Annotated in this window: 24 protein-coding genes and 4 pseudogenes; 18 read left to right on the top strand and 10 right to left on the bottom strand. The window is 32.4% G+C overall.

Annotated elements, in window-relative coordinates:
* Positions 1-12 precede the first annotated feature (12 nt).
* The 4 genes from AC0LWJ_RS03775 to AC0LWJ_RS03760 are packed head-to-tail and all read left to right on the top strand — an operon-like array spanning position 13 to position 4815.
* Complete coding sequence (locus AC0LWJ_RS03775) at positions 13-1494, top strand: SLC13 family permease (protein ID WP_474237587.1); 1482 nt, start codon at positions 13-15, stop codon at positions 1492-1494.
* Between the two features lie 18 nt (positions 1495-1512).
* The gene (locus tag AC0LWJ_RS03770; protein ID WP_474237586.1) at positions 1513-2253 is read left to right on the top strand and encodes a hypothetical protein; all 741 of its coding nucleotides are present in this window, start codon (positions 1513-1515) and stop codon (positions 2251-2253) included.
* 18 nt (positions 2254-2271) lie between these two features.
* The gene (locus AC0LWJ_RS03765) at positions 2272-3519 is read left to right on the top strand and encodes a 2,3-bisphosphoglycerate-independent phosphoglycerate mutase (RefSeq protein ID WP_474237585.1); all 1248 of its coding nucleotides are present in this window, start codon (positions 2272-2274) and stop codon (positions 3517-3519) included.
* A 12-nt stretch (positions 3520-3531) separates the two neighbouring features.
* Complete coding sequence (locus tag AC0LWJ_RS03760; RefSeq protein WP_474237584.1) at positions 3532-4815, top strand: MBL fold metallo-hydrolase; 1284 nt, start codon at positions 3532-3534, stop codon at positions 4813-4815.
* Positions 4816-5036: 221 nt separating this feature from the next.
* Here AC0LWJ_RS03760 and AC0LWJ_RS03755 read toward each other — a convergent pair.
* Positions 5037-5201, bottom strand: a pseudogene (locus tag AC0LWJ_RS03755) (transposase); the annotation flags it as partial.
* Positions 5202-5206: 5 nt separating this feature from the next.
* Between AC0LWJ_RS03755 and AC0LWJ_RS03750 the strand changes: the two are divergent.
* Positions 5207-5380, top strand: a pseudogene (locus tag AC0LWJ_RS03750) (transposase); the annotation flags it as partial.
* Between the two features lie 161 nt (positions 5381-5541).
* On the opposite strand, the gene AC0LWJ_RS03745 reads toward AC0LWJ_RS03750, so the two are convergent.
* The gene (locus AC0LWJ_RS03745; RefSeq protein ID WP_474237583.1) at positions 5542-5670 is read right to left on the bottom strand and encodes a hypothetical protein; all 129 of its coding nucleotides are present in this window, start codon (positions 5668-5670) and stop codon (positions 5542-5544) included.
* A 154-nt stretch (positions 5671-5824) separates the two neighbouring features.
* Here AC0LWJ_RS03745 and AC0LWJ_RS03740 point away from each other — a divergent pair, with 154 nt between their 5' ends.
* Positions 5825-6094 (top strand): YjbQ family protein, encoded by a 270-nt coding sequence (locus AC0LWJ_RS03740; RefSeq protein WP_474237582.1) that lies wholly within the window; start codon positions 5825-5827, stop codon positions 6092-6094.
* Positions 6095-6118: 24 nt separating this feature from the next.
* Here AC0LWJ_RS03740 and AC0LWJ_RS03735 read toward each other — a convergent pair whose 3' ends face one another.
* Together AC0LWJ_RS03735 and AC0LWJ_RS03730 are read right to left on the bottom strand one after the other, a co-directional pair.
* Positions 6119-6784 (bottom strand): peroxiredoxin, encoded by a 666-nt coding sequence (locus AC0LWJ_RS03735; protein WP_474237581.1) that lies wholly within the window; start codon positions 6782-6784, stop codon positions 6119-6121.
* A 65-nt stretch (positions 6785-6849) separates the two neighbouring features.
* Positions 6850-7014: pseudogene (locus AC0LWJ_RS03730) on the bottom strand (sporulation membrane protein YtaF); the annotation flags it as partial.
* A gap of 318 nt (positions 7015-7332) precedes the next feature.
* Here AC0LWJ_RS03730 and AC0LWJ_RS03725 point away from each other — a divergent pair.
* The 5 genes from AC0LWJ_RS03725 to AC0LWJ_RS03705 all read left to right on the top strand — a co-directional run bounded on the left by AC0LWJ_RS03725 (position 7333) and on the right by AC0LWJ_RS03705 (position 10785).
* A complete protein-coding gene (locus AC0LWJ_RS03725; RefSeq protein WP_474237580.1) occupies positions 7333-7551 on the top strand; it encodes a hypothetical protein in 219 nt (72 codons plus the stop codon).
* A gap of 33 nt (positions 7552-7584) precedes the next feature.
* Positions 7585-7803 (top strand): HU family DNA-binding protein, encoded by a 219-nt coding sequence (locus tag AC0LWJ_RS03720; protein WP_503031491.1) that lies wholly within the window; start codon positions 7585-7587, stop codon positions 7801-7803.
* 229 nt (positions 7804-8032) lie between these two features.
* The gene (locus tag AC0LWJ_RS03715; protein WP_474237579.1) at positions 8033-9475 is read left to right on the top strand and encodes a nuclease/transposase family protein; all 1443 of its coding nucleotides are present in this window, start codon (positions 8033-8035) and stop codon (positions 9473-9475) included.
* Positions 9476-9878: 403 nt separating this feature from the next.
* On the top strand, positions 9879-10163 hold the full coding sequence (locus tag AC0LWJ_RS03710) for a hypothetical protein (RefSeq protein ID WP_474237578.1): 285 nt from the start codon (positions 9879-9881) through the stop codon (positions 10161-10163).
* A 220-nt stretch (positions 10164-10383) separates the two neighbouring features.
* Positions 10384-10785: a sigma factor-like helix-turn-helix DNA-binding protein gene (locus tag AC0LWJ_RS03705; protein ID WP_474237577.1), complete on the top strand. Its 402-nt coding sequence runs from the start codon at positions 10384-10386 to the stop codon at positions 10783-10785.
* Positions 10786-10816: 31 nt separating this feature from the next.
* Here the strand turns inward: AC0LWJ_RS03705 and AC0LWJ_RS03700 are convergent.
* Positions 10817-11590, bottom strand: a pseudogene (locus tag AC0LWJ_RS03700) (IS30 family transposase); the annotation flags it as partial.
* Positions 11591-11798: 208 nt separating this feature from the next.
* On the opposite strand from AC0LWJ_RS03700, the gene AC0LWJ_RS03695 reads away from it, so the two are divergent.
* Complete coding sequence (locus tag AC0LWJ_RS03695) at positions 11799-13046, top strand: MFS transporter (RefSeq protein ID WP_474237576.1); 1248 nt, start codon at positions 11799-11801, stop codon at positions 13044-13046.
* A 166-nt stretch (positions 13047-13212) separates the two neighbouring features.
* A complete protein-coding gene (locus tag AC0LWJ_RS03690) occupies positions 13213-13632 on the top strand; it encodes a hypothetical protein (protein ID WP_474237575.1) in 420 nt (139 codons plus the stop codon).
* A 376-nt stretch (positions 13633-14008) separates the two neighbouring features.
* Here the strand turns inward: AC0LWJ_RS03690 and AC0LWJ_RS03685 are convergent, their stop codons facing one another.
* Positions 14009-14149 (bottom strand): class I SAM-dependent methyltransferase, encoded by a 141-nt coding sequence (locus tag AC0LWJ_RS03685; RefSeq protein WP_474237574.1) that lies wholly within the window; start codon positions 14147-14149, stop codon positions 14009-14011.
* A gap of 181 nt (positions 14150-14330) precedes the next feature.
* Positions 14331-15227, bottom strand: a complete 897-nt coding sequence (locus AC0LWJ_RS03680; RefSeq protein WP_503031490.1) for a DMT family transporter — start codon at positions 15225-15227, stop codon at positions 14331-14333.
* A 263-nt stretch (positions 15228-15490) separates the two neighbouring features.
* On the opposite strand from AC0LWJ_RS03680, the gene AC0LWJ_RS03675 reads away from it, so the two are divergent.
* From AC0LWJ_RS03675 to AC0LWJ_RS03655, 5 genes are all read left to right on the top strand, one after another.
* A complete protein-coding gene (locus AC0LWJ_RS03675; RefSeq protein ID WP_474237572.1) occupies positions 15491-16543 on the top strand; it encodes an IS30 family transposase in 1053 nt (350 codons plus the stop codon).
* Positions 16544-16791: 248 nt separating this feature from the next.
* A complete protein-coding gene (locus AC0LWJ_RS03670) occupies positions 16792-17292 on the top strand; it encodes an RNA polymerase sigma factor SigX (RefSeq protein ID WP_474237571.1) in 501 nt (166 codons plus the stop codon).
* Positions 17293-17294: 2 nt separating this feature from the next.
* Positions 17295-18452 carry a DUF2275 domain-containing protein gene (locus AC0LWJ_RS03665; protein WP_474237570.1) on the top strand — a complete coding sequence of 386 codons (1158 nt, stop codon included), beginning with the start codon at positions 17295-17297 and terminating at the stop codon, positions 18450-18452.
* Between the two features lie 4 nt (positions 18453-18456).
* Positions 18457-19359 (top strand): ABC transporter ATP-binding protein, encoded by a 903-nt coding sequence (locus AC0LWJ_RS03660; protein ID WP_474237569.1) that lies wholly within the window; start codon positions 18457-18459, stop codon positions 19357-19359.
* Positions 19356-20198 carry an ABC transporter permease gene (locus AC0LWJ_RS03655; protein WP_474237568.1) on the top strand — a complete coding sequence of 281 codons (843 nt, stop codon included), beginning with the start codon at positions 19356-19358 and terminating at the stop codon, positions 20196-20198. Before AC0LWJ_RS03660 ends, AC0LWJ_RS03655 begins: the two co-directional genes overlap by 4 nt.
* Positions 20199-20207: 9 nt before the next feature.
* Here the strand turns inward: AC0LWJ_RS03655 and AC0LWJ_RS03650 are convergent, their stop codons facing one another.
* From AC0LWJ_RS03650 to AC0LWJ_RS03640, 3 genes are all read right to left on the bottom strand, one after another.
* Complete coding sequence (locus tag AC0LWJ_RS03650; RefSeq protein WP_474237567.1) at positions 20208-20612, bottom strand: DUF1284 domain-containing protein; 405 nt, start codon at positions 20610-20612, stop codon at positions 20208-20210.
* Between the two features lie 495 nt (positions 20613-21107).
* Positions 21108-21686 carry a transposase family protein gene (locus tag AC0LWJ_RS03645; RefSeq protein WP_474237658.1) on the bottom strand — a complete coding sequence of 193 codons (579 nt, stop codon included), beginning with the start codon at positions 21684-21686 and terminating at the stop codon, positions 21108-21110.
* A gap of 275 nt (positions 21687-21961) precedes the next feature.
* Positions 21962-22186: a helix-turn-helix domain-containing protein gene (locus AC0LWJ_RS03640; protein ID WP_474237566.1), complete on the bottom strand. Its 225-nt coding sequence runs from the start codon at positions 22184-22186 to the stop codon at positions 21962-21964.
* Between the last annotated feature and the right edge of the window lie 126 nt (positions 22187-22312).

Below are 22312 nucleotides of genomic sequence, written 5' to 3'. Positions count from 1 at the left end.
AGGAGGAAAAGTATGAATATCTCAACTGCGGGAATGGAAGGAAGAGAAAAAACAAGCTTTGAAAAATGGTTTTCGTATCTCGGAGTGCCAGTAGCAGCTATAGTATTTGCGCTACTCTTTACAATGAAGACACCTCCTGGATTGACGCTTCAAGGGAAATCGGCGATTGCTGTTTTTCTGGCGGTGTTTGTGTTGTGGGTATCCCAGGCTGTTCCAACTTTTGTTTCCTCTCTCATTGCAATAGTATTGTTAACACTTACAAGCGCCTGGAATGAAACATCAGTACTTGGAGTATTTGGATATGATGTAATATGGTTGATGGTAGCCGCATTTATAATCACTTCTGGAATGACAAAAACAGGACTTGCTAACAGGGTTGCTCTTTGGCTTGTTTCTACTTTTGGAAAGACTGCACGTCTTGCGCTTATTTCCTTGATAATAGTTAATTTTGTAATTGCATTTATTGTTCCCTCTACGACAGCAAGAGCTGCTCTGATGCTCCCCATAGCATTGCTTGTTGCACAGGCGTATGGTGCGCAACCTGGCAAAAGCAATTTTGGAAGGTTAGTAATGATACAGGAATTGCAAGCGAATAACATTTCTACAACCGCTATTTTAACTGCAACCGCACCTCAAATTATGGCAGTTGGACTTATAAGAGATCTCACCAGATATAATGTATCGTGGTCAGAATGGTTTATCGCTTCATTTCCCGTTGCTTTGTGCACAATGATAGTATCCTATTTAGTGGGTCTTGTGATATTCAAGCCGGAAGTAAGTGTACCAGTAGTAGAAGATGGGGGTAGTGACGGCATAGGAAAGATAAGAGAGCAGCTTCATAAGATGGGACAAATGACAACGGAAGAGAAAAAAGCTTTATTTATATTTTGTATTACAGTATTTTTATGGGCAACGGATAAATGGCATGTTCAAATGTTTGGTTTTAAAATTAGCCTTGTAATGGTTGCTATTATATCTGCTACATTGTGTTATCTCCCTTTTATAGGACTTATTAGCTGGAAAGATACAAAGATTCCATGGGACCTTATGATATTCAGCGCCGGGGCTTATGCAGCAGGTATGGCATTGGATAAATCTGGTGCTGCGGCATGGGCATTAAAGGCTGTATTTGGCAGTTTGGACCTTGGTAAAATAGGATTTTTCCCATTATACATGATAGTCATGTTTATTGCTGTATTCAGTCATATGGTATTTACCAGTAAAACAGTAAGAACGGCAATATTAATACCTGCAGTAATAGGTATTGCAAATGCTGCGGGAATAAATCCAATAGCTTTGGCGTTGCCAGTATCGTTTACAATTGCCGATTCAATTACCTTGCCTCCTAATTGTAAGCCTAATTTGATATTTTACAGTACAGGATACTTTAGTGTACTTGACCAATTCATCTATGGAGTAATAGTCTGTATAGCTAAGTGGCTATTGCTGGGTATAGCTTCATTGACTTGGTTCAAAATTATAGGGATATGTTAGAAAAGGAGGAAGGGTACTATGTTTAAAAAAATGAAAGTGATATTTTTAATGGCTATCTTTATATTATCAATAGCTTCGACTTCCGTTTTATATGCTGCACAGAAGTCGGTTTTTAAAAGTTACAAAGAAGTTTTCTTACCTATAAATGAAAAAGATGCGAAACTTATCATTACAGCAGAAGAGACTCCCGATGTAGCAGGTTATGTATATCTATTTAATACAGTAAAAGAAGCAAAGCTTGAGAAAGTTCAAGCAGAGGAGAATAATCTTGTAAATAATACACCTGAAAAGAAAAAAATAGGAAGTGTTGATTGCCTTGCGTTTAAAGTCCTGGATAAAGAAAAACCTGTAAAACTTAAAGCCACCTTTTTAGTGCCAGATTTTTATTCAATTAAAAATGATGCAGCAGAGGAAAGTACAGGACCAGGAGGGACTTACAGAGTATCTTATTCTTTTACCTGTCCTGTAGCTTCTGGTATTGATACTTATTCATTGAAAATCCTGTTGCCGGAAAATTATGAAATATTGACTGTTACTGCTCCTAAATCCTACGAACTTGGGATGGAAGGGAAAAACAGATATATACTTGTGAATATGAAGGGAAAAGAAGGCAAGAAAGGTCTTGGTTTTGCAAAATCTATAAGTATAGATTTTGTTATAAAAAAGGAGAGTACAACCAAAAATATTTTGTTCTGGATTGTATCATTGGGAATAGCCGCAACATTTTTAGTATTTAATAAAAAACAATTAGGGAAATAGGGGAAAGAGGTATCATAAATGAGGAAAAAGAAATGCATAATGGTTATAGGAGATGGGCTTGGAGATAGACCGATTGAATTGTTGCAAGGTAAGACGCCTCTGGAAGCAGCGAAAAAACCTGTTATAAATATGCTTTCATCAAATGGTATGACCGGGCTTGTACACCCGTACAAGCCCGGTATAAGAGTTGGTACAGATGTTGGACATCTTTGTATATTCGGATATGAACCAGAAAAAGTTTATAGTGGGAGAGGTCCAATTGAAGCATTTAGTGCGGGAATAGAACTTAAAGCTGATGATGTTGCTTTCCGTGCTAACTTTGCTACTGTGAGTGAAGATTTGACGGTTATAGATAGAAGAGCAGGTCGTATAAGAAAAGGTACAAGATTGTTGGCGGAGAGTTTAAATGGTATAGAAATAGACGATTGCAAAATATTTCTTAAGGAGTTGACAGAACATAGAGCAGCAGTTGTGATAAGGGGAGAAGGTTTAAGTGATATGGTAACAGACACAGATCCAGGAACGACACATGAGGGAGAAAAAGTTAAAAAACCTCTTCCTACAGAAAATACGATAGAAGCAGAAAAAACTACAAGGGTATTATGGAAATTTCTTATGCGAGCCCATGAGATATTAAAAGTACACCCTGTCAACGTAGAAAGGCAAAAAAATGGTCTCTTTCCTGCTAATTTCATCATAACTAGGGGTGCAGGTAAGTTTAAGAAAATAGAAAAAATTACAGATATTTTTAAAGTCAAGGCAGCATGTATTGCAGGAGATGAGACAATACTTGGAATAGGGAAAATGTGCGGCTTTGATGTATTTACCAGTAGCAAATTTACAGGGAGTTTTGATACTGATTACAAGAGCAAGGCATTGATGGTGCTTCAAAAAATAAATGAAGGATATGACTTTGTGGTAGTTCATGTAAAAGCTACAGACCTTGCTGGCCATGATAACGTACCTTTCAAAAAAGTAGAGGTAATAGAGAATATAGAAACTATTTTTTCTCTTCTTTATTCAAATATAGATAGATTAAATACGTATTTATGTTTAACTGCTGACCACACAACCCCGTATTCTGTAAGAGACCATACCTGTGATCCAGTTCCTGCATTTATATGGGGGAGTGATGTTAGAAAAGATGGTATTCAGAAATTTGGAGAAGAATATATAAAGAGCGGTTCTCTGTCGGGATATACTGCAAAAGATGTATTTTATACACTCATGGATTTCATGGGATATACTGAAAAATACGGCGCATAGAGGTGATTTTTAATGGAACTAAAATTTTGCGGGGGTTCTGAAGAGTATGGAAGGGCATGTTTTGCAGTGTTAAGTGAGCATAAAAACATACTCCTAGACTGTGGTGTTAAAAGGATACAGATTAAAAACAAAGTTGGTGAATATCCTCTGATTGATGAGGATCTCATTAAAAATATAGATTATGTATTTTTATCCCATGCTCATGAAGACCACTGTGCTGCTCTTCCACTTCTTTATAAGTTGGGATACGATGGATATATTTTTTGTACTAAAGAGACAGCAATACAATCAAGAGATTGCATAAAAAAATGGATAGATGCCGTACTCCAAAATAATGGAGCACTTCCTTTTAATTTATCTGATGTAGATAAGGTAAAATATCATACAATTACATTGGGTAAATCTATTATTGAGAAAAATTTTGAAGTTGAGGCAGGAATGAGTGGTCACATGGTAGGTGGAGTATGGTTCAATTTTAGGCTTGATAGCAAGAAAATCTTTTATTCAGGAGATTATTGTTTTGATTCTATTCTTTTAAATTATGAAATGCCCTATGATAAGTGTGATATAGCTATTATAGACGCTTCATACGGGGATGATAATACTATGCAGGAGGAATATTGGGACAGAATTTACAATAAAATTAAGGAAACAGTGACAAGAGGGGGTAAAGCATTACTTCCAGTGCCTGCCAGTGGTAGAGGCGCGGAGATACTTCTTTTATTGATGCAAAGGCCTTTATTAATAGGAGAGAACAGAGTAGAAATTTATGTAGAAAAAAATATATTAGATGCGGTTAATGAAGTCAAATGCAGTCAGAACTGGCTTAAAACATCTGCAAGGGGATATTTTGAAAAATTTAATTCGGCTTTGATAAATGTAATTAGCTCAAAAAGTGAAAGAGAAAAGATAGTAAGAAGTGAAAGTCCAGCTGTTATACTCTGTACAGATGGGATGATATCATCTGAAACCTCTCTTTATTACTTTGAAAGTATCAGAAAAAATGAACTAAATGCAATAATTCTTACAGGATATCAAGCAGAAGGAACTATTGGTAAAAGGATATTAAGTGATGAGGAACGCAAAGAGTTAAATGTTAAATGTGAAGTTGTGAACATAAGGTATAAAGTACATCCAGGGTTCAACGATTTACTCATTCTCTTGGATTCAATAAAACCCGATAATACATTTTTAGTGCATTGCGAATTTGAAATATGTAAAAATCTCGTGCCTCTTCTTAAAAAAGGGGGTTATAATTCCAATTGCTTTATGCCGGGAGAATTTATAAAGGTTTAAATGAATTTGTGCAGTGTCACAGACATACTGTAAATTTTATTGGATTTTTGATTAGCGTCATATTTGGCTGTTCGCATAAGGTTATATTGGGAGAAAAGAGAGATAATTTGGTTGTTTAGAGCATGCCAAGTAGTATTACACTACTTGGCATGCTCTTTGTTTCAACTGGTCCAGTTTTCGATTATTATAGTGGTCTATTTTTAGATTAACATAAACAAAAGTTAAGCCGATTGCATCAGACCAACAAGGAACTTAAACTCATCAAATTTACCCAGTTTAATAGCTACAATAGCGACAGTAAGCAAAGTAATATAGCCAAAAGTATTAAGGTTGCTGACAGAATTAATATTTCTGACATAAGCTTTTTCAAAATCTAGAGCTTTAAAATAGACAGATATTTAACCGTTGGTTTGAAGAAATAAGAAATGCCTTTGATATACCTTACACTAATTCTGTAACAGAAGGTTATAACAATAAAATTAAAGTACTAAAAAGGCTTGTATATGGCTACAGAAATTTTTATCGATTCAGGAAAAAGATATTCAAAAATATTATAGAGCTTTGATAAAAAGGCATAGATAAATACCTACCTACCTATACTTCTAGCTATATCTCTTATTGCAACTAATAATTACAAAGATTACCATATAACGTGATAAGATTTATAGGTGGGTATTCAGAAAAAATACCCACTCCAACATTGGCAAAGAACCTTTATTTATAGGCTTATGCACTTTCACTAGGGATATTATTTTTTGATTTTACAAGCCAGTTAACTATAAAAAATATAGTTGCTACGAGAAGTATAAGCCCTGCTATTGCCCAGATGAGATTTTTTATGTTGAATTTAAACATTTTTTCTCCCTCCTCTGGAAGAGGTTAAAATTTATTATTCTTATTTTTATTATACAAGATATTTAGGATAAAATCAACACTTTTTGACAGAATGTAGTGATAGTACCCAATTTAAGTACTTCATTGGAAATATTTTTGATGAGGCAATTTTTCTATGTTTATTTATTTAATCTATTTTGTATTTATACTTCACGGTGAGCTTGTCATAGGAACTTGGCAGGGAATTTATTTTTGTGAGTTTGATGGCCATGAAAAAGAAAATTGCATATTAAAATTATGCCCTCTTAACCCCTTTGTAGGGGTTTTTATTTTATGGCAATTTCATATATATGTTGGTACATATAGAAATATATATTCATTATTTTCTTTTGGGTCAAGACTTTTGTACACAGGAACTATGGTGTATGACTTCCAGAACAAGTAAAGAAGTTTAAGCTGGATTTCCGGCTTAAACTTTTTTATAGCACAAATACCATTCAGTACAAGTGTACCCTTCGACATTTTTAAGCCTTTGTTTAAGTTCGGGATAAGTTTTTGGAGGAGGTACAATTACAGGCATTCCAGGATACCAATTAGCAGGAGCCAAAACTTTGTATTTATCCACTGTTTGAAGAGCATCTATTATTCGTATTATTTCCTGTATATTTCTTCCTATTTCTAGCGGATAGTAGAGGATGAGGCGGAGTATTTGCTTATCATCTATTATAAATACTGCCCTGACAGCACTTGTAGAAGTTTCTGCAGGAGATATCATTCCGTATAGTTTTGCAATTCTCATTTTTTTGTCTTCAATTATAGGGAAGGGAATTTCTACACCTGTGGTTTTATATATATTTTCAACCCAAGCAAGATGAGAAGGATTGCTGTCCACGCTTAAGCCTATTAACTGTACGTTTCTTTCTACAAAACTAGTATAAACCTGTGTGAAGGCTATGAATTCTGTAGTACATACAGGTGTAAAATCCCCTGGGTGAGAAAAAAGCACTACCCATTTTCCGCGGTAATCGGAAAGTTTAATAGGGCCAAACGTGCTGTTGGCTTTAAAGTCGGGAGCCGGAGCTCCTATCTGAGGGAGACAGACTCTTGGTAAATTTTCTATTGCTTCTGTTTCCATATAATCACCTCTTAGCTTTTACTTGACTACTATATTATATTCGCAAATCAAAAGATATGTTACTGCTAAAACAGTGCTTTATAGGCTATGACAAGTAGAATTATTCCGCTTATTACAGTGCCAAATTGTCCTATTGTAAAAGACCCAATCTTTATGTTGGCAACTTTTGAACCTAGTTTTACTCCTTCCCATACCGATATAAAACTTCCTATTGCTGTAGTATAGGATATACCGATATCTCATAAAACATCCTGAACAAGAAGACTTGATATTCGGGCAGTTTTTAACCAAAGCTTGAAAGAAGTCTCCCATCCTCTATAGGTGGGAGATGAATTTCTATTGATTGTCATGGGAAAATATGCTATAATATATTTTATAGGGAGGGTTCCCCCCGAATTTATGCCTATGGAGATTGTGTAAGACCTGTTGTTATAAAGGCAGGCAACGGTCTATGAAGTAGGAAGCTCCTTCCTCTATAGGAGGGAATAGGTTCACCAAAAACTATAATAGAGCAAATAATAAAATCTTAAAAGAAAGGTTGTGATTTTATGAAAAAATCAATGATGTTCATTGCAATTGGTTCATTTGAACTTGCTACAGTATATTCATTAAATCATTTTATAAATTTACCGGATTTTATTTTTGGATTGGGGTGTGGAATTGGCATTGGTCTTGAGTTGTTTGGAAGTGTGCTTTGTCTTATTAAACATGACGATTCAGTTATGCCAAATTGGAAAAGAAAACTTTATAAAAAGTTAATAAATTAAGAACAGGTCAATAAAAGCGAATTAGTCAGTAAAATAGCCGAAAAATCAGGCTTAATCAAAAAAGATTCTGAAAAGGCATTAAATGCTTTTATAGAAAATGTTATGGAAGCATTGCAAAACGGCGATAAAGTACAGTTAGTAGGCTTTGGTACATTTGCGGTACATGGCAGGGCAGAGAGGAAAGGCAGAAATTCTCAAACAGGAAAAGAAATAGTAATACCAGCAACTAAGGCACCTGTGTTTAAGGCATGAACCAAACTAAAAAAGGTAGTATCAGGACAGGCATAATACCTGTCCTATTTAAGTTTTTTGATAATTTTAAAAATCATGCTATAATATAATCGAAACTTTTCCTTTCCATACATTCGGCAATCAAAAATCAACTATTCATTTTTTACATGAAGCTTAGCAGAAAGCCTCGTCGCTTGTGGCGGGGATGAATGCTTATACATTGGTCAAAAATTGAGTGAGGCGATATCGTATGAAAAAAAGCAAGACGCTATCTTTTATTTTGACATTAAGATTAGATACACAAAAATATCAAGAAGATATTCTTAATAAGAGATTTAAACTAAGCAGATTGATGTATAATGCGTGTTTAGCTGAAGCATATAAAAACTACAAACTTATGAAAGAAAGCAAAGAATACAGAAAAACATGTAAAATGCCAAAAGGCAAAGAACGAAATGAGAAATTCACTGCATTAAGAAAAAAATATAAATTGACAATATCATATATAGATTCCTATGTTGTACCAATGCAAAACAAATTCAAAAAGAATATTGACAGTCTGACAGCGCAAAAGATAGCCGAAAGAGCATTAGATGCAGTTAATAAATTAATTTTCGGTAAAGCTAAAAAAGTACATTTTAAGAAATATGATGAAGACATTTCATTGGAGAGTAAGGCAAACACATCTGGAATAAGATATAAAGATGGATATATAGAATGGAACGGTTTAGAAATACCTGTAATTGTAAAACCAAAGGATGAGTACGCGCAATCGGCAATTCAAAGCAGAGTCAAATATTGCAGGATATTTCGCCAATACATTAAAAACGGATACAAATATTATGCACAACTAATTTTAGAAGGCATACCTCCTCTTAAAGAGAGAAAAATAGGAAATGCCGATATAGGATTAGATGCAGGAACACAGATAGAAGCTGTTGTATCTGATAATGAGGTTAAACTTGTCGAATTAGCGCCTGAAATAGATTCTGTTGATAAAGGAATAATCCGTCTGCAAAGAAAATTGGACAGACAAAGACGTTCCAATAATCCCGAAAATTATAATTCTAATGGTACAGTAAAAAAGAATACAAAAGGAAAGTGGAAGAAAAGCAAGAACTGCATTAAAACACAAAATGAAATCAAGGAAAGATATCGGAAAAGAGCAACCATAAAAAAACAAAGCCTTGAAAAATTAGCAAACCATATTATATCCTTAGGAAACAAAATCAAAGTTGAAGATATGAACTATGCTGCACTTTCCCAAAAAGCAAAAGAAACAACTAAAAATAAAAAGACAAAAAGATTTAACAGAAAAAAACGGTTCGGAAAATCCATTGGAACGAAATCTCCGGGATTGCATCTTAATATAATAGACAGGAAACTTCATTATTTTGGTGAAAAACTGATCAAAGTAAATAAAACAAAAGTTAAAGCAAGCCAGTATAATCATATAACTGACACTTATAATAAAAAAGAACTTTCAGAAAGATGGAATTATCTTAGGCATAATGCCAAAGAAATAAAAGTACAACGTGATTTATATTCGGCTTTTCTTCTACAAAACACAGAAGATAACAAAATAGACAGGAATAAATGCATCTTTAAATTCGACAATTTCTTAAAACTTCATAATAAAGAAATAGAAAGATTAAAAGAAAACCAAACATTAATAAGCAGTATGGGAATATAAGAAGAATAAAAGGGACGTAGACTCCGTGCCTTAAACTATCGTTAATACCTCATGAGAGGTATAGATAGTAAAGTCTGTTGAACAAGGTCAGTGCTTGTATGTTGTAGAAGGTGTAAGAGCAGGTTGGTAATTACCCAGTTGGAATGGTAGTAAGTGACACATGGAATTGCTCGCTTGATTTAGATTAAAAATTATTACAAAAGATATAAAGTGGTTTTATTACCGCTTTTTTAATATAATAAATATATAAAAAGTTTAATAATGCAAAAGAGAAATTTTGAATTTGCACACAAAAGGAGTTTTAACAATGATTCTACTTCCTTCTCCATTATTTTAGCGTGTCTATAAATTAAAAAATACTGCTTATTTGTACTTGAGTAAAGTAAACGAGAGGTGGGGTATAATGAAAAATTCTAAATTATTGAATATTAGTATGGTTATCACTTTATCAACAATATTTTTTGATAAATTTAAAGATTATTCGAACTTTAAACATGGATTAGGATTACCCTTCAAATTTTTAGAATACTACGATTATAACATGCCAAAAAATAGTTTAGAATTATTTTCTTTGGATAACATAACAAAAATAAGCTTTAGAGTTGATATATTTTTATTTTCTGTTTTATTCATATTCTTAATTTTAAAATATTCTATTAAACTATATTATAAATATGAAAAAAGATAAATGTATTGATGTTAGTTTATATTAACTCAAAATACCGATGAGACGTCGGGGATGGTTCCTATCATCTGAACAATTCAAATTCAGGCAAAAGGAACCGTCCCCTTTGTTTATTACCTTTGTTTATTACCAATTTGTAATCAAAATTTAAGGATTTCTTAATAAATTTTAACATTTAAAGAGGTACAATGGAAGAAAAGGGAGAGGCAAGGAGGGTAAAGAGATGAAAGAAAATGAGGTGGAATTAGCTTTTATTGGGTATTTAGCTAGATATATCAAGTTTGAATCTATAAAGCTTAAAAAGAAATACCGAGAAGTAAAATATAGAGAACTTTTAATATTAGATGCACCAAGAAATAATGAAAAAAGCGAGAATGAAGAAGGGGCAATTGATAGCATAACATACAGTTATATCTCCATTGAGGATGAGGTAATAGATAAATGTATGCTTTCAAAATATAAAGAAATACTTGAACCAGAAGAATTTGAGGTATTAATGCTAAATGTTGTAGAAGGTGTATCTCAAAAAGAAATTGCATCAATGCTCCACAAAATGCAGTCTTGTATAAGCAAAATGAAGAAAAGGGCTCTTAGAAAATTGGAAGAATTTATAAAGGAAGTTTGAAACTATGGAGGAACGTGGAAGGCTTTTTGAAATTATCAGATGTTATTGTTTTAAATACTTTGTTTAAATTGCTACCAAACATATCTTTTTAATTTTGATAATGCATCTTTAACAGATTTATTGTCTTTTGCATCTAATAAGAATATTATTCATGGAGAGTCTTACGCTCTATTAATGTTAAAAGGGCTTTGTCCTTAGACTTCTTGCCAATTAACGTATCTATTTCTCAATGCCCAAAAACTTCACGGCTTTCAACTTCTTTAGGCCTAAAATCAATACTTTACCCATAATACGTTTATTTTTACGATTTTGTTTTTTCCTTGGTTTTAAACGTAGTTTTAAAGGTAAATCAATGTTTTTAACTTTTAATAATACTCCATCTATATAGTTGTACAGTGTTTTAGTACAAACAATGGTTTTATTATTCCAGATTAGGGCTTTTTTTACAATAACCTACAACTGCATCTAGTGACCATTTTTCATTTAATATTTTATTTTCAGCATATTTCAAGAAATCTTCTGCTTTAGCTGCTTTAGATTTAGCTCCACAATTTGAGCGATTTTTTTCGTAGATAGATTGACCGGTTTCAGGAAAATAGCTTGTATGAGAAGATAAATCACTTCTAAGTTGTGTAGTTGTTCCACGTTTAATTTCAGGGCTTATAGTGCTTGGAGATCGATTAAGTTTTTTAGCAATATACCGAATACTTCTTCCTTCTTTGAGTAATGCATAGATCTCTCCTTGTTCATAGCTGCTTAAGTGTTTAAAAGAGCGCTTTTTTGTGGTATCATTATTATGAACAATAGTGGAAATCCTCCTTGTATGATGTTTAGTTGACACCTATATCATACACGATTTTCACTATGGTTTCTATTTTTTTATCTGTTGCATTTAATTATACAACTAACCTGAATGTAATGTATTATATAATAAAAAATAAGTAAAAAACCGTGAAAGAGGTATAGCGTACATGTAGTAAAGAAGATAGACACATTAAAGAGGTGATGTATAAATGGCTTTCTTTCATAAAAGTAGATTTTTTGAAACCTGGTATGGGTCTTATGAAATTTTAGGTGCCATAGCTTCTGGACTAATACCCATTTTGCTTCCCCTTTGGACACAGCAACATAGTAGTGCGGCGAATGTTGGAATTGTTATGGCGTTATTTGGCTTGGGACAGCTAAGTGCTCCTTTATGGGGAGAAATAGCAGATATGTTAAAATTAAATAAAATTCTTTTTCTGATGGGATTGTTTATAATTGGTTTATCTATTTTAGGCATCACTTTTTCCCCGATTCATATGATTTTAGGCATTTTAAGTTTGATGGCGGGTTTGGGCTTTTCTCTGACAAACACCCTTGCTAATCTTTGGATTGTTGAACGCTTTCCTTATATTGAAATAAGTGAAAGAGTAGGAATTCTTCAGAGAACTTATGGGATAGGACAGGTTTTGGGTTTAGCGATTGCAAGTTTGCTCAGTGCCACTCATATTAAAATAGCTTTTATTGTTACAGGATTGATGGCATTCATACCTCTTTTGTTTTATAAAACTATGCCTACAATTGCTGAGGGCGAAAGAATCAGATTTCGTCCCGCGTTAGAAAAATTACATCCAAGAATACAACCACTTTTGGCTTCAATTTCCCAGTCTTACCATTTGTTGCATATAAAGAATTTATTGCCGCATTTATCAAAGGCTTCTCTTTCTACTTTAACATTTAATATTTTGTGGTTTGTTGTTGTGGCTGCTTCCTCTTTCTTTTTTTCCTTTTACCCTATTATAATGAGAAATGTCTATAAAATAGACCCTTCATTTTCTTCTATTATTTTTTCTATATCAGTAGGGTTAAGTATATTATTATATTCTTGGGCTGGTGATATAGCAGAAAAAAGAGGGAATAAAAAGACATTGCTATTAGGGATTTTGCTAAGAGCAATGTCTATATTAGGACTGGCACTTTTGGGATATTTCTCAATTGCACTTAAAAAAATTTTTGTAATATTATTTTTTGCCCTAACAATATTTTCATGGCCAATAATTTCTGTAACTGGAACTTCAATAGCTTCAGAATCTAATCTTCCTAAAGGGGCTGCAATGGGGCTTTTTAGTGCAAATAATGCTTTAGCTTTATCCATTGGATCTTTTACTGGAGGTCTTATAGCCCATATAAAAGGCTATAATTTTCTACTTATTTTCTCTGCAATTTTAGTGTTTGTTAGTTTAGCTATAGGTGTGATATTAATTAAAGAAGAAAAATAATAACACACTAGAACAAATGCTGAGAAGGGTTTAACTTATCTGTTTTTCATATGAAGTGAACCGTTTTTTATATTTTAAATTGTTACCATTTTGTAACTTTTTACTGATTTTTCTTCTGCTTGGCTCTTTTGCTGGGTGGATAGTAAGAAAAAAAGGGGGGTGTAAAATGTCTGAACCGCTTTTTACTGGTAAATATTTTGTAGCTTATGCTGAAGAACTGGCAGAGAAAAAGCCTCTCTTAGGTTTTGTTCATCCTTCTTTTAGATTTCCTCATAAAGGTGAAATAATAGTAAGTAAAGAAGGACTAATATTGACCAATTTAGGAGAGATAAAGTTTAATGAGCTTTTGAAAATAAGTCTCCATTATGATTCTCTTTATAACCGTTTTTGGGCTGGTGGAATAGTTGGTCAGTATCCACGTCTTGCCTTTTTATGTCGTGGAGAACCCTTAGTGCTTGAATTTACCAAGAATGGTACGAAGAAAAGATTATACCTTTTAATTAATTGGCGTTTCTTTACAGGATTTACTGATAACCGACTTGTGTATAAGATAATGACTCAATTTTTGAATCCAGAGGTACTATGAAAGAAGTAGAATGTTACATGCTAAATTTGGTAAAGGGTAGATTTTTAACTTTGGGATTTACTTTATTGAATTTATAGAAGCGTAATTTAAGCTTGTATAGGATTTGCAATGTTTTTTGAAAATATACCCGTTGCCACATATTTAGTCTTGAGAGGTTAGATCATCATAGGTTCTATGATTGCCAAAGCAGGAGTGTGCAATAGAACAATAAAATTGGCATAAAAATAAACTAATTTTTCATTATTAGGATATATATGCTTAGCATAAGCATAAGAATTAGTATAAGTAGCCCACCCTTAATGCTGCAAAAGTGGGGTTTCAATATTACATTATCACAGAATAACTACAAATTTTTTTGGTTTTTTGTTGATTTTTTCTAAAAAGATGATAAAAAAATTACCGTATACCCATATTCACATAAACTAGAAGCTAATCGTCCACTTCCAGTACCTATATCTAAAGCTTTACCCTCACCTTTACCTAATAACTCCAAGGCATCCTTTATATCTTTTTCCATAATATATCACCTCTTAATTTATTATATCACAAAAGTATTTTTATTTTCCCTATTTCTATACACCAAAAAAAATGATATGCTAAATATGATAATAAAATCACTCCTTTTTGCGGTATAACTAACGCATCTTTTTCGGCTAAGATATATCCTTTCAGGTGTATAGGGTAAAATATCTTTAATTTTATACTACCTCTTCATTTAAAATCACAACTTGCGAGATCTTCCCATAATAATTAGTTCCCCATACCCCTATTAATATCATAATTGCCCCTAAAATATGATACCAATAAAAAGCTTCATCTCTTATTGTTACGCCAGCAATTACTGATATTACTGTAGTTAAGTTTGCAAAAACTGATGCTTGAGAAGCAGGCAATTTTGATAAAGCAAAATTATTCAAAAAATATGCAACAACAGAAGACAAAATACCTAAATACAAAACAGGAATAAGGACTTTATAATCAGTTAATTTATAAAAGTAACTACTTATAGGTTGACTTTTTACCACTTTTTCTAATATGTTTAATATATTAAAAACTATTGCAGCAAACCACATCATCACAAAAGTTATCTCAATAGGAGAAAAATCAAGAGAATATCTTCTTGCTAATATTGTATAAATAGCTGCAGAAAAAACTGCCCCTAAAAGGTATATAAAACCTATAATAGAAATATTTTTACTATCTATTCCTGTCATTAAAATTATAAAAACTACTCCCATAACAGATAAAATAATAAATAAAACTTGATATAAAGATGGCCTTTCATTTAAAAAAATTACCGCCAATATAGTAACAGCAACTGGAATTAATGAAATCATTAATCCTGATAAAGAAGAAGACGTATATTTAACACCATAAGTTTCAAATATAAAGTAAATTACAGGTTCAGATAAAGAAAGAAAAAATAAAGGCCACATATTTTTCCCTTTATAATTGAGTTTAATTAAACCAGAAAACCATAATAAAGTTATTAAAGTTGCTGCAATCAAAAATCTATAAGCTATAACTTCCATAGGTGGAATAATATCAAGCCCCATAGAAGTAAACAAAAACGAAAATCCAAAAATTGAAGCCATCCCAATACCAGCCAAATAAGGATAAAATGATTTTTTATCTTTCAATATAACACCTCCTAAAAACTCAATTATATTTAATTATATATCATATACTTTACATAAATCAATAAAACAAAAGGAATTGTTCTCTATTAGTTTTTAAAGGCTAGTTGTATAATTAAATGCAACAGGCAAAAATTTAATTGAGAAAAATTGAAACCATAGTTTCAAAGCATGTATGATATTAAGTGAAAATCAAATCACCATACAGGAGGCTTGAAACTATGGCTAAGAATAATAATACCACAAAAAAAAGAAGTTTTAAACACCTGTCGCAATATGAAAGGGGAATGATTTATACATTAAGAGAACAAGGTAAATCAATGCGTCAAATAGCAAAGATACTGAGAAGAGTTCCAAGTACTATTTCAAGAGAGATAAGAAGAGGAACTGTAACCCAAATGAGATCAGATTTAACTACATATGAGAAGTATTTTCCTGAAGTGGGATACAAGGTATATAAAAAGAATCGAAAAAACTGCGCAGCAAAGCTAAAAGTGGTAAAAGCAGAGAAATTCTCGAGATTCGCGGAAGGAAAAATATTGAAAGAGAAATGGTCACCTGATGCAGTTGTGGGTTACTGCAGAAATAATGCTTACTGGCAAGAAGAAATGGTATGCACCAAAACCCTTTATAATTACATAGATAAAGGTCTGTTAAAAGTTCGCAATATTGATTTGTGCTTAAAAGTACGTTTAAAACCAAAGAAGAAGATAATAAGAAAGAACAAGAAGATTATGGGAGAGAGCATATCGCAAAGGCCTGAGGAGATAAACAAAAGAGAGAGTTTTGGGCATTGGGAAATAGATACTGTTATAGGCAAGAGATCAAATGATAAAGCATTATTAACATTGACAGAACGTTTAACGAGGTATGAATATATCTTTGTGATAGATGAAAAAGACAGCTTATCAATCAAGAAGGTATTTGATAAACTCAAAGCACAATATAAGGAGAATTTTTCAAAAATATTTAAGAGCATAACGGCAGACAATGGCGCGGAATTTGCCGAATTGAGTGAGATATTAAAGAAATGTGAAAGCAAGGCATATTTTAGTCATCCATATTCTGCATTTGAGAGAGGGACAAACGAGCGTCATAATGGGTTAATAAGGAGGTTTATACCTAAAGGCAAAACGATAGCTGACTTATCAGAGTGGGCTATAAGACGAGTGCAAAATTGGTGCAATCAACTTCCAAGGAGGATCTTAAGATACAAGACGCCTGAAGAATGTTTTTTAGATGAGGTTAACAAAGTTATCAATTATGCGCAATGATTACGATGAAATAATTCAAGCATGGCAAAATGCAAAATTAAGACCTCTGTTTCCCCTATAGGGGAAACAGATATATCATACATGGTTAGAAAATTATGGTTTTATCAATTATATTATTTAAAAAGTGTTGCATTTAATATTGCAATTTACATATTAGTTTTTAAAATTTAAATACTCCTTTATTTTATTTTTTAATGTCATAAAATTTTATTTACATGTGTTATTATTATTGAAAAGACACAGGGGAGGTGTTCAAAATAGAGGAGAGTTTCAAAGATATCTTTGAAAAATATTATCCAAAAGTTTTAAATCAAATTTCTTGGATGATAAAAGATGAATTTAAAGCAGAAGATATAGTTCAGGAGGTTTTTGTAAAATACTTTAAAAATCCTCCCCGTCATAATGAAAATATAGGAGGTTGGTTATCCAAAGTGGCAATAAATCATGCCTTAAATTATATCCGCAGTGAAAAAAGCACAAAAACAAGAGAACTGGAAGTTTTTAAAATAACACAAGAGGAATCCTTTATTAACCCTGAAGAGATGGCAATTGAAAATCTTGAGAGAACCAAAGTAAAAGAAATCCTTCTAAAAATGAGCAAAAGAGATATGATGTGTCTTTTACTCAAACATTCAGGATATAGTTATGAAGAAATAGCAAATTCATTAGGAATAAAAAAGTCCTCCGTAGGAACAACTATTGCAAGAGCACAAAAAAAGTTTAAAGAAATGTATGAAAAGGAGGTGTAGGTATGTGCTATGATGAAGGAACTCTTCAAGCATATCTGGACAATGAACTGGATGAAATCACTGCAAAAAATGTAGAAGAACATTTAAAAACTTGCAGTACATGCAGGGAAAAATTAGAACAGCTAAAATCTATAAATGAATTTACCTCAAAAGCTTTAAACAAAAGCAATATAGATTTAAATGAAGCTTGGTCTACTCTAAATGAAAAATTGAGCAAAAATAATAATAAAGGAGGAATGTTTGCAATGTTTACAAAGCACAAAAAGGCCATTGCCGCTGCTTTGATAGTAGCATTTATAGGCGCCTCAGCCTTTTTCCCGCCACTTAAAAATGCAGAAGCTAAACTTCTAAACCTTCTAAGGCTTAACAAGATGCAGGTTATAACAATAACACCAGAGGATATTACGCAAATCCAAAATCAGTTCAATGACAAAGGCATAAAAAACATAAACCTTAAAGACTACGGAGAGATCATAAAAGACGGTTCTTCAGAAGGGCGTCAAATTTCTCCTGATGAACCTAACAAAGTAAAATCTGAACTCGGATATGAAATAAAACTTCCAGCAGATGAAAATTTTGAAATAAAGCATGCGTACACCTCAAAAATTGAAGGCTTAGAGTTTATATTAAAAGTCGACAAAATAAATGACCTCATTAAAACATTTGGCGGAACGCACCTTTTCCCAAAAGAACTTGACAGAAAACCCATTATTATAAATTTTGGTAAAACACTTGGTATGGATTTACAGAGAAAAGGCAGTGAAAAAGTCCAAGTTGTCCTTGACATAGTAAAAACCCCGGAAATAGTGGTACCAGAAGGGGTAAATGTAGATAAAGTAATTGATGCTCTGGCAAATCTTCCATTTTTACCTGAAAATATAAAAAGGCAGATCTCCGGTGTAACTGACTGGAAAGAGACATTGCCAGTACCGATGCATATGGAGAACAACACTAAAACTAAGGAAATAACCATTCGAGGAAATAAAGGCATTCTAATTGTTGAAAAATCCGGACCTTATTTTGTAACTTTGGGATGGACTGAAAATGGAGTGATGTACAACCTCACAATCTGGCCAAATCCTACAGGAGACAATAAGAATTCCCTTACAAAGGAAGAGGCAATAAATACACTGATGCAAATTGCAAATTCAATGAGGTGATTAAATGGTTCTAGAGACACAAAATCTCACAAAGCAGTTTAATGGAAAAGGCGGTTTTAAAGAAGTCTCTCTCTCTGTAGAAAAAGGTAAAGTCTTTGGATGCTTGGGTCCAAATGGTGCAGGAAAAAGTACTTTTGTAAAGACCATGGTGGGGCTTTTACGCCCCACTTCTGGTTTTGCCTGGATTTTAGGAAAACCTATAGGCAGTGTAGAGTCTAGAGAAAAAGTAGGGTTTTTACCTGAAAATTTTAAATATCATGACTGGATGACAGGAAAAGAATTATTAAGATTCCATGCTGAGCTTTATAAAATAGAAAATCCAGAAAAAAAGATTGATGAACTTTTAGAATTGGTAAAATTAAAAGGTCATGAAAATAAGCTTATCAAAAATTACAGCAAAGGAATGCAGCAAAGAATTGGCATTGCAATATCCCTTTTAAACGAGCCCGAAATAGTATTTTTAGATGAACCAACTTCTGCTCTAGACCCTGTTGGAAGAATTGAAGTAAGGGAAATTATCAAAAAATTAAAATCGCAAGACAAAACTGTTTTTTTAAACAGCCATCTCTTAAGTGAAGTAGAAATGGTATGTGATGAAGTAGCTATAATAAATCATGGCAAAGTAATAGCAAAGGGAAATTTAAATGACCTTTTAAAAGAGTATACCCATGTAGAAATGAAAATTTCTAATTTTAATGATGAATTAATTAAAAATATTAAATCTATTTCAAAAGAATTTAACATAAAAGATGATAGATTTTTCTTTAAAGTAGAAAATAGAGAAAGAATACCTCAGATCGCTAAAATGGTAATAGAATCTGGTGCAAACCTATATGAACTTAATTCAAAAACATCTTCACTAGAAGATTTGTTTATAAATTTAATTGGAAAGGATGAGGTATCGTGAAAACAATAATAAAATATACATTTAAAGAAATGTTAAAGAAAAAAGCTTTTATTTTAGTAATAATTTTAACTATCCTCTACCTTTTTATATATGCTTTTGGATTAAAGCAGGTTTTTAATCATCATGTAGATTCTATATATGATATAATATTTCAATCTCAAATTTTATCTGCTGGACTTTTTTTTGCGAATTTTATAATAGCATTTCTAGTTGTTTTAACTTCCGTAGGGGCAATATCTGGAGAAATTGAAAGTGGTACAGTATACTCAATATTATATAAACCTATTAAAAGATATAAATTTGCATTAGGTAAATTTATAGGACTTAGCATTATGATTGTCATATACAGCTCTATATTGTTTTTATCTGTTGTAGGTTTGAATATATTTTTGGGCTCTAAAATAAGCTTCGGGTGGGATAATATTTTAAAAAGTCTCTTTTTCTTTAATTTAGGTCCTATTGTATTTTTAGCTCTTATAATCGCCTCAAGCTCAATTTTTTCTACTGTAAACACAGGAATAATCGCTATTATGGCTTATGGAATTGCCCTTGTTGGAGGTGTTCTTGAACAAATAGGTGTAGCAATGCAACAATCTCAAATAAAAGGAGAAGGTTTAATTAATGCAGGTATTTTGACAAGTCTTATCCTTCCTACAGATGTCATATATAGAAAAATGACAGCAGAGCTTTTGACACAAAGTAGCGGAATAAGCTTTATGACACAAGGACTCTTTGGAGGCATGTCCCAACCCAGTATTTACATGTTCATATACATCTTTTTCTATGTTGTATTCCTTCTTTATTACGGTGCAAAACGCTTTTCACAAAGAGACTTATAAAAGGCGGTATTATCCGCCTTTTAATTTTTTAAGCCCTTCTAAACAATACCCAAGGCTAAACCATTCGCAATCTTTACATATTTTCACCATCTTTTCTTCTGTCATATTTTCTTTGATTTTATTTAGAATATCTATGTACCTTATTACCTCTTTTACTTCTATACCCAAAATCTTTAAGACAGCCCTATCCCTTTCCCTTACACTCCCAGGGAAACTTTCTGTCTTGCATCCACCATTTACATTATTGGGACACATGCTGCAGATATTATCCACATTATCCACAACTTTTATCAACATATCCTGTTCATTATTCAATTTTATAATAATTTTATCCATATTTTCAACAAATTTTTCATCATATCCAAGCCCTCTAAATCCTAAAATACATAAAAAATGATGCCCTCTTATCTTCACTTCAATCTCTCCTTAATCTATAATTACAACAATAATTATACTGTTAATTTGAACTATAATCTAAGAAATAAAAAAATTTACATTCTTTAGTTTATCACAATAATAGTCATAATTTCTTCAATTATAGAAAATAATACATCAAAAGGAGTGATTGCATGGCGAAAAAACCAAAAAAACCTCACAAAGTGTGTAAATAGTCTGTGGAAATGTCACCTAAAAAAGAGCAAATTTATTCAGTGAAAATGTCATGTTTAAATATGCTTTTATGTTTCAGTGATGGTTTACAAATTTTTTCTTAAAATGAAGTAAAATTGCAGCAAAAAATTTTTGAATTGATAATAATATAAAATTGTCGAAGAGCCTTTTAAAGCATGCGTTAATTTTAGACATACTATGGATAGAATATTATGTCTTGTAATCTAAAGACATAAAAGCATGCAATTTATTCTATACATTTCTTTAAAAGAAAAGCCTTAAAAAAGGCATTAGAACTGCTTAAGACAGTAAGTTTGGCTTTGGGCATAGCTGGAGCCTTTTACCATTCTTGATAAGTTGATAATACTTAGTCTTGTAAGAAAAAGCAGACCCTTCAATGATAGTACGCTCCTTCTTTACGCATAAGATATAATCAAGGTTAATATTAGAATCAAGCTGTCTAAAAGCAGGTTCAGGATTTTCAGGTTCGACGCCAAACTTTTCATTGTAAGCGACAATAAATTGCGATAAAAATGTATTAGCAGCTTCCATAGTATCAATCCCATGAATCTTAAACTCAACAGGAAGCCTGCTTTGAAGCGTATCCCATAACTTTTCAATGCGGCCTTTAGCTTGTGGAGAATTAGCCTTAATAATATTGATTCCAAGCTCTCTCATAGCTCTTTCAAACTGAGTAAGATTAACTGTCTTTCCCTCTAATTGTTCTTCTATAGATAGTTTACCACTATTAGGAGAAGTAAAAATAGAGTGACGGTCACAATTTATACTCATAGGGACGCCATATTTACTAATTATTTGCCTTATAACTTCAAAATATCCCTCCATACACTCGTTAGGAGCAAAGAAAAGAGCAAGAATTTCACCGGTAGCATCATCTATCGCCCCGTGTAGAGTAAATGATTTACCTCCTATGATTCACTCATGCGGAGAAGTATCAATCTGAACCAGCATTCCCTTTTGTGGTTTTCTTTTTCTTCGATGATGAGATTAACGCTTACGATGTTTTTTAGGGCTTTTAATACCCTCTTGAGTCAGGACCCTATATATTGTTGAATAACTCAGTTTAATATTTTCATTTTCCTCAAGCAGCTCAGAAAAATGCATGAAATTAGCCTCTTGGTACTTTGTTTGTTTTAACTCGACAATTTTGGTCCAATTTCATCCGAGAGAGCGTGCTTAGGCTTCCTGCCTCTATTTTTATGAATTATGAACGCAGGACCATCTTTTAAAACCCCTCCTTTTAACCTTATTACTTGGCGTTCACTGAGGGAAAGAAGCTCAGCAGCTTCTCTTACGGTTATAACTTTATCAATAATCTGATTGATAACTCTAAGACGAGTTATTTCTTTTTGAGTCATATTGAATATCTCCTCTCTCATACATGACATTTTATCAGAATACTTTTAATATGACGATATCACAGAATAATAAAAAATTTTATAAATGGTATTGACAAATAATTAAATAGGTTATAAAATTAATGT

The organism is Aceticella sp. 75b-Ac (genome assembly GCF_056032965.2).
This window is presented reverse-complemented; position numbering and strand designations above follow the sequence as displayed.

Excerpts from the sequence above, each read along its gene's own strand:
- AC0LWJ_RS03775 (WP_474237587.1), top strand. The coding sequence starts at position 13 with ATGAATATCTCAACTGCGGGAATGGAAGGAAGAGAAAAAACAAGCTTT.
- AC0LWJ_RS03770 (WP_474237586.1), top strand. The coding sequence starts at position 1,513 with ATGTTTAAAAAAATGAAAGTGATATTTTTAATGGCTATCTTTATATTA.
- AC0LWJ_RS03765 (WP_474237585.1), top strand. The coding sequence starts at position 2,272 with ATGAGGAAAAAGAAATGCATAATGGTTATAGGAGATGGGCTTGGAGAT.
- AC0LWJ_RS03760 (WP_474237584.1), top strand. The coding sequence starts at position 3,532 with ATGGAACTAAAATTTTGCGGGGGTTCTGAAGAGTATGGAAGGGCATGT.
- AC0LWJ_RS03745 (WP_474237583.1), bottom strand. The coding sequence starts at position 5,670 with ATGTTTAAATTCAACATAAAAAATCTCATCTGGGCAATAGCAGGGCTT.
- AC0LWJ_RS03740 (WP_474237582.1), top strand. The coding sequence starts at position 5,825 with ATGTTTATTTATTTAATCTATTTTGTATTTATACTTCACGGTGAGCTT.
- AC0LWJ_RS03735 (WP_474237581.1), bottom strand. The coding sequence starts at position 6,784 with ATGGAAACAGAAGCAATAGAAAATTTACCAAGAGTCTGTCTCCCTCAG.
- AC0LWJ_RS03725 (WP_474237580.1), top strand. The coding sequence starts at position 7,333 with ATGAAAAAATCAATGATGTTCATTGCAATTGGTTCATTTGAACTTGCT.
- AC0LWJ_RS03715 (WP_474237579.1), top strand. The coding sequence starts at position 8,033 with ATGAAAAAAAGCAAGACGCTATCTTTTATTTTGACATTAAGATTAGAT.
- AC0LWJ_RS03710 (WP_474237578.1), top strand. The coding sequence starts at position 9,879 with ATGAAAAATTCTAAATTATTGAATATTAGTATGGTTATCACTTTATCA.
- AC0LWJ_RS03705 (WP_474237577.1), top strand. The coding sequence starts at position 10,384 with ATGAAAGAAAATGAGGTGGAATTAGCTTTTATTGGGTATTTAGCTAGA.
- AC0LWJ_RS03695 (WP_474237576.1), top strand. The coding sequence starts at position 11,799 with ATGGCTTTCTTTCATAAAAGTAGATTTTTTGAAACCTGGTATGGGTCT.
- AC0LWJ_RS03690 (WP_474237575.1), top strand. The coding sequence starts at position 13,213 with ATGTCTGAACCGCTTTTTACTGGTAAATATTTTGTAGCTTATGCTGAA.
- AC0LWJ_RS03685 (WP_474237574.1), bottom strand. The coding sequence starts at position 14,149 with ATGGAAAAAGATATAAAGGATGCCTTGGAGTTATTAGGTAAAGGTGAG.
- AC0LWJ_RS03680 (WP_503031490.1), bottom strand. The coding sequence starts at position 15,227 with ATGGCTTCAATTTTTGGATTTTCGTTTTTGTTTACTTCTATGGGGCTT.
- AC0LWJ_RS03675 (WP_474237572.1), top strand. The coding sequence starts at position 15,491 with ATGGCTAAGAATAATAATACCACAAAAAAAAGAAGTTTTAAACACCTG.
- AC0LWJ_RS03665 (WP_474237570.1), top strand. The coding sequence starts at position 17,295 with ATGTGCTATGATGAAGGAACTCTTCAAGCATATCTGGACAATGAACTG.
- AC0LWJ_RS03660 (WP_474237569.1), top strand. The coding sequence starts at position 18,457 with ATGGTTCTAGAGACACAAAATCTCACAAAGCAGTTTAATGGAAAAGGC.
- AC0LWJ_RS03640 (WP_474237566.1), bottom strand. The coding sequence starts at position 22,186 with ATGACTCAAAAAGAAATAACTCGTCTTAGAGTTATCAATCAGATTATT.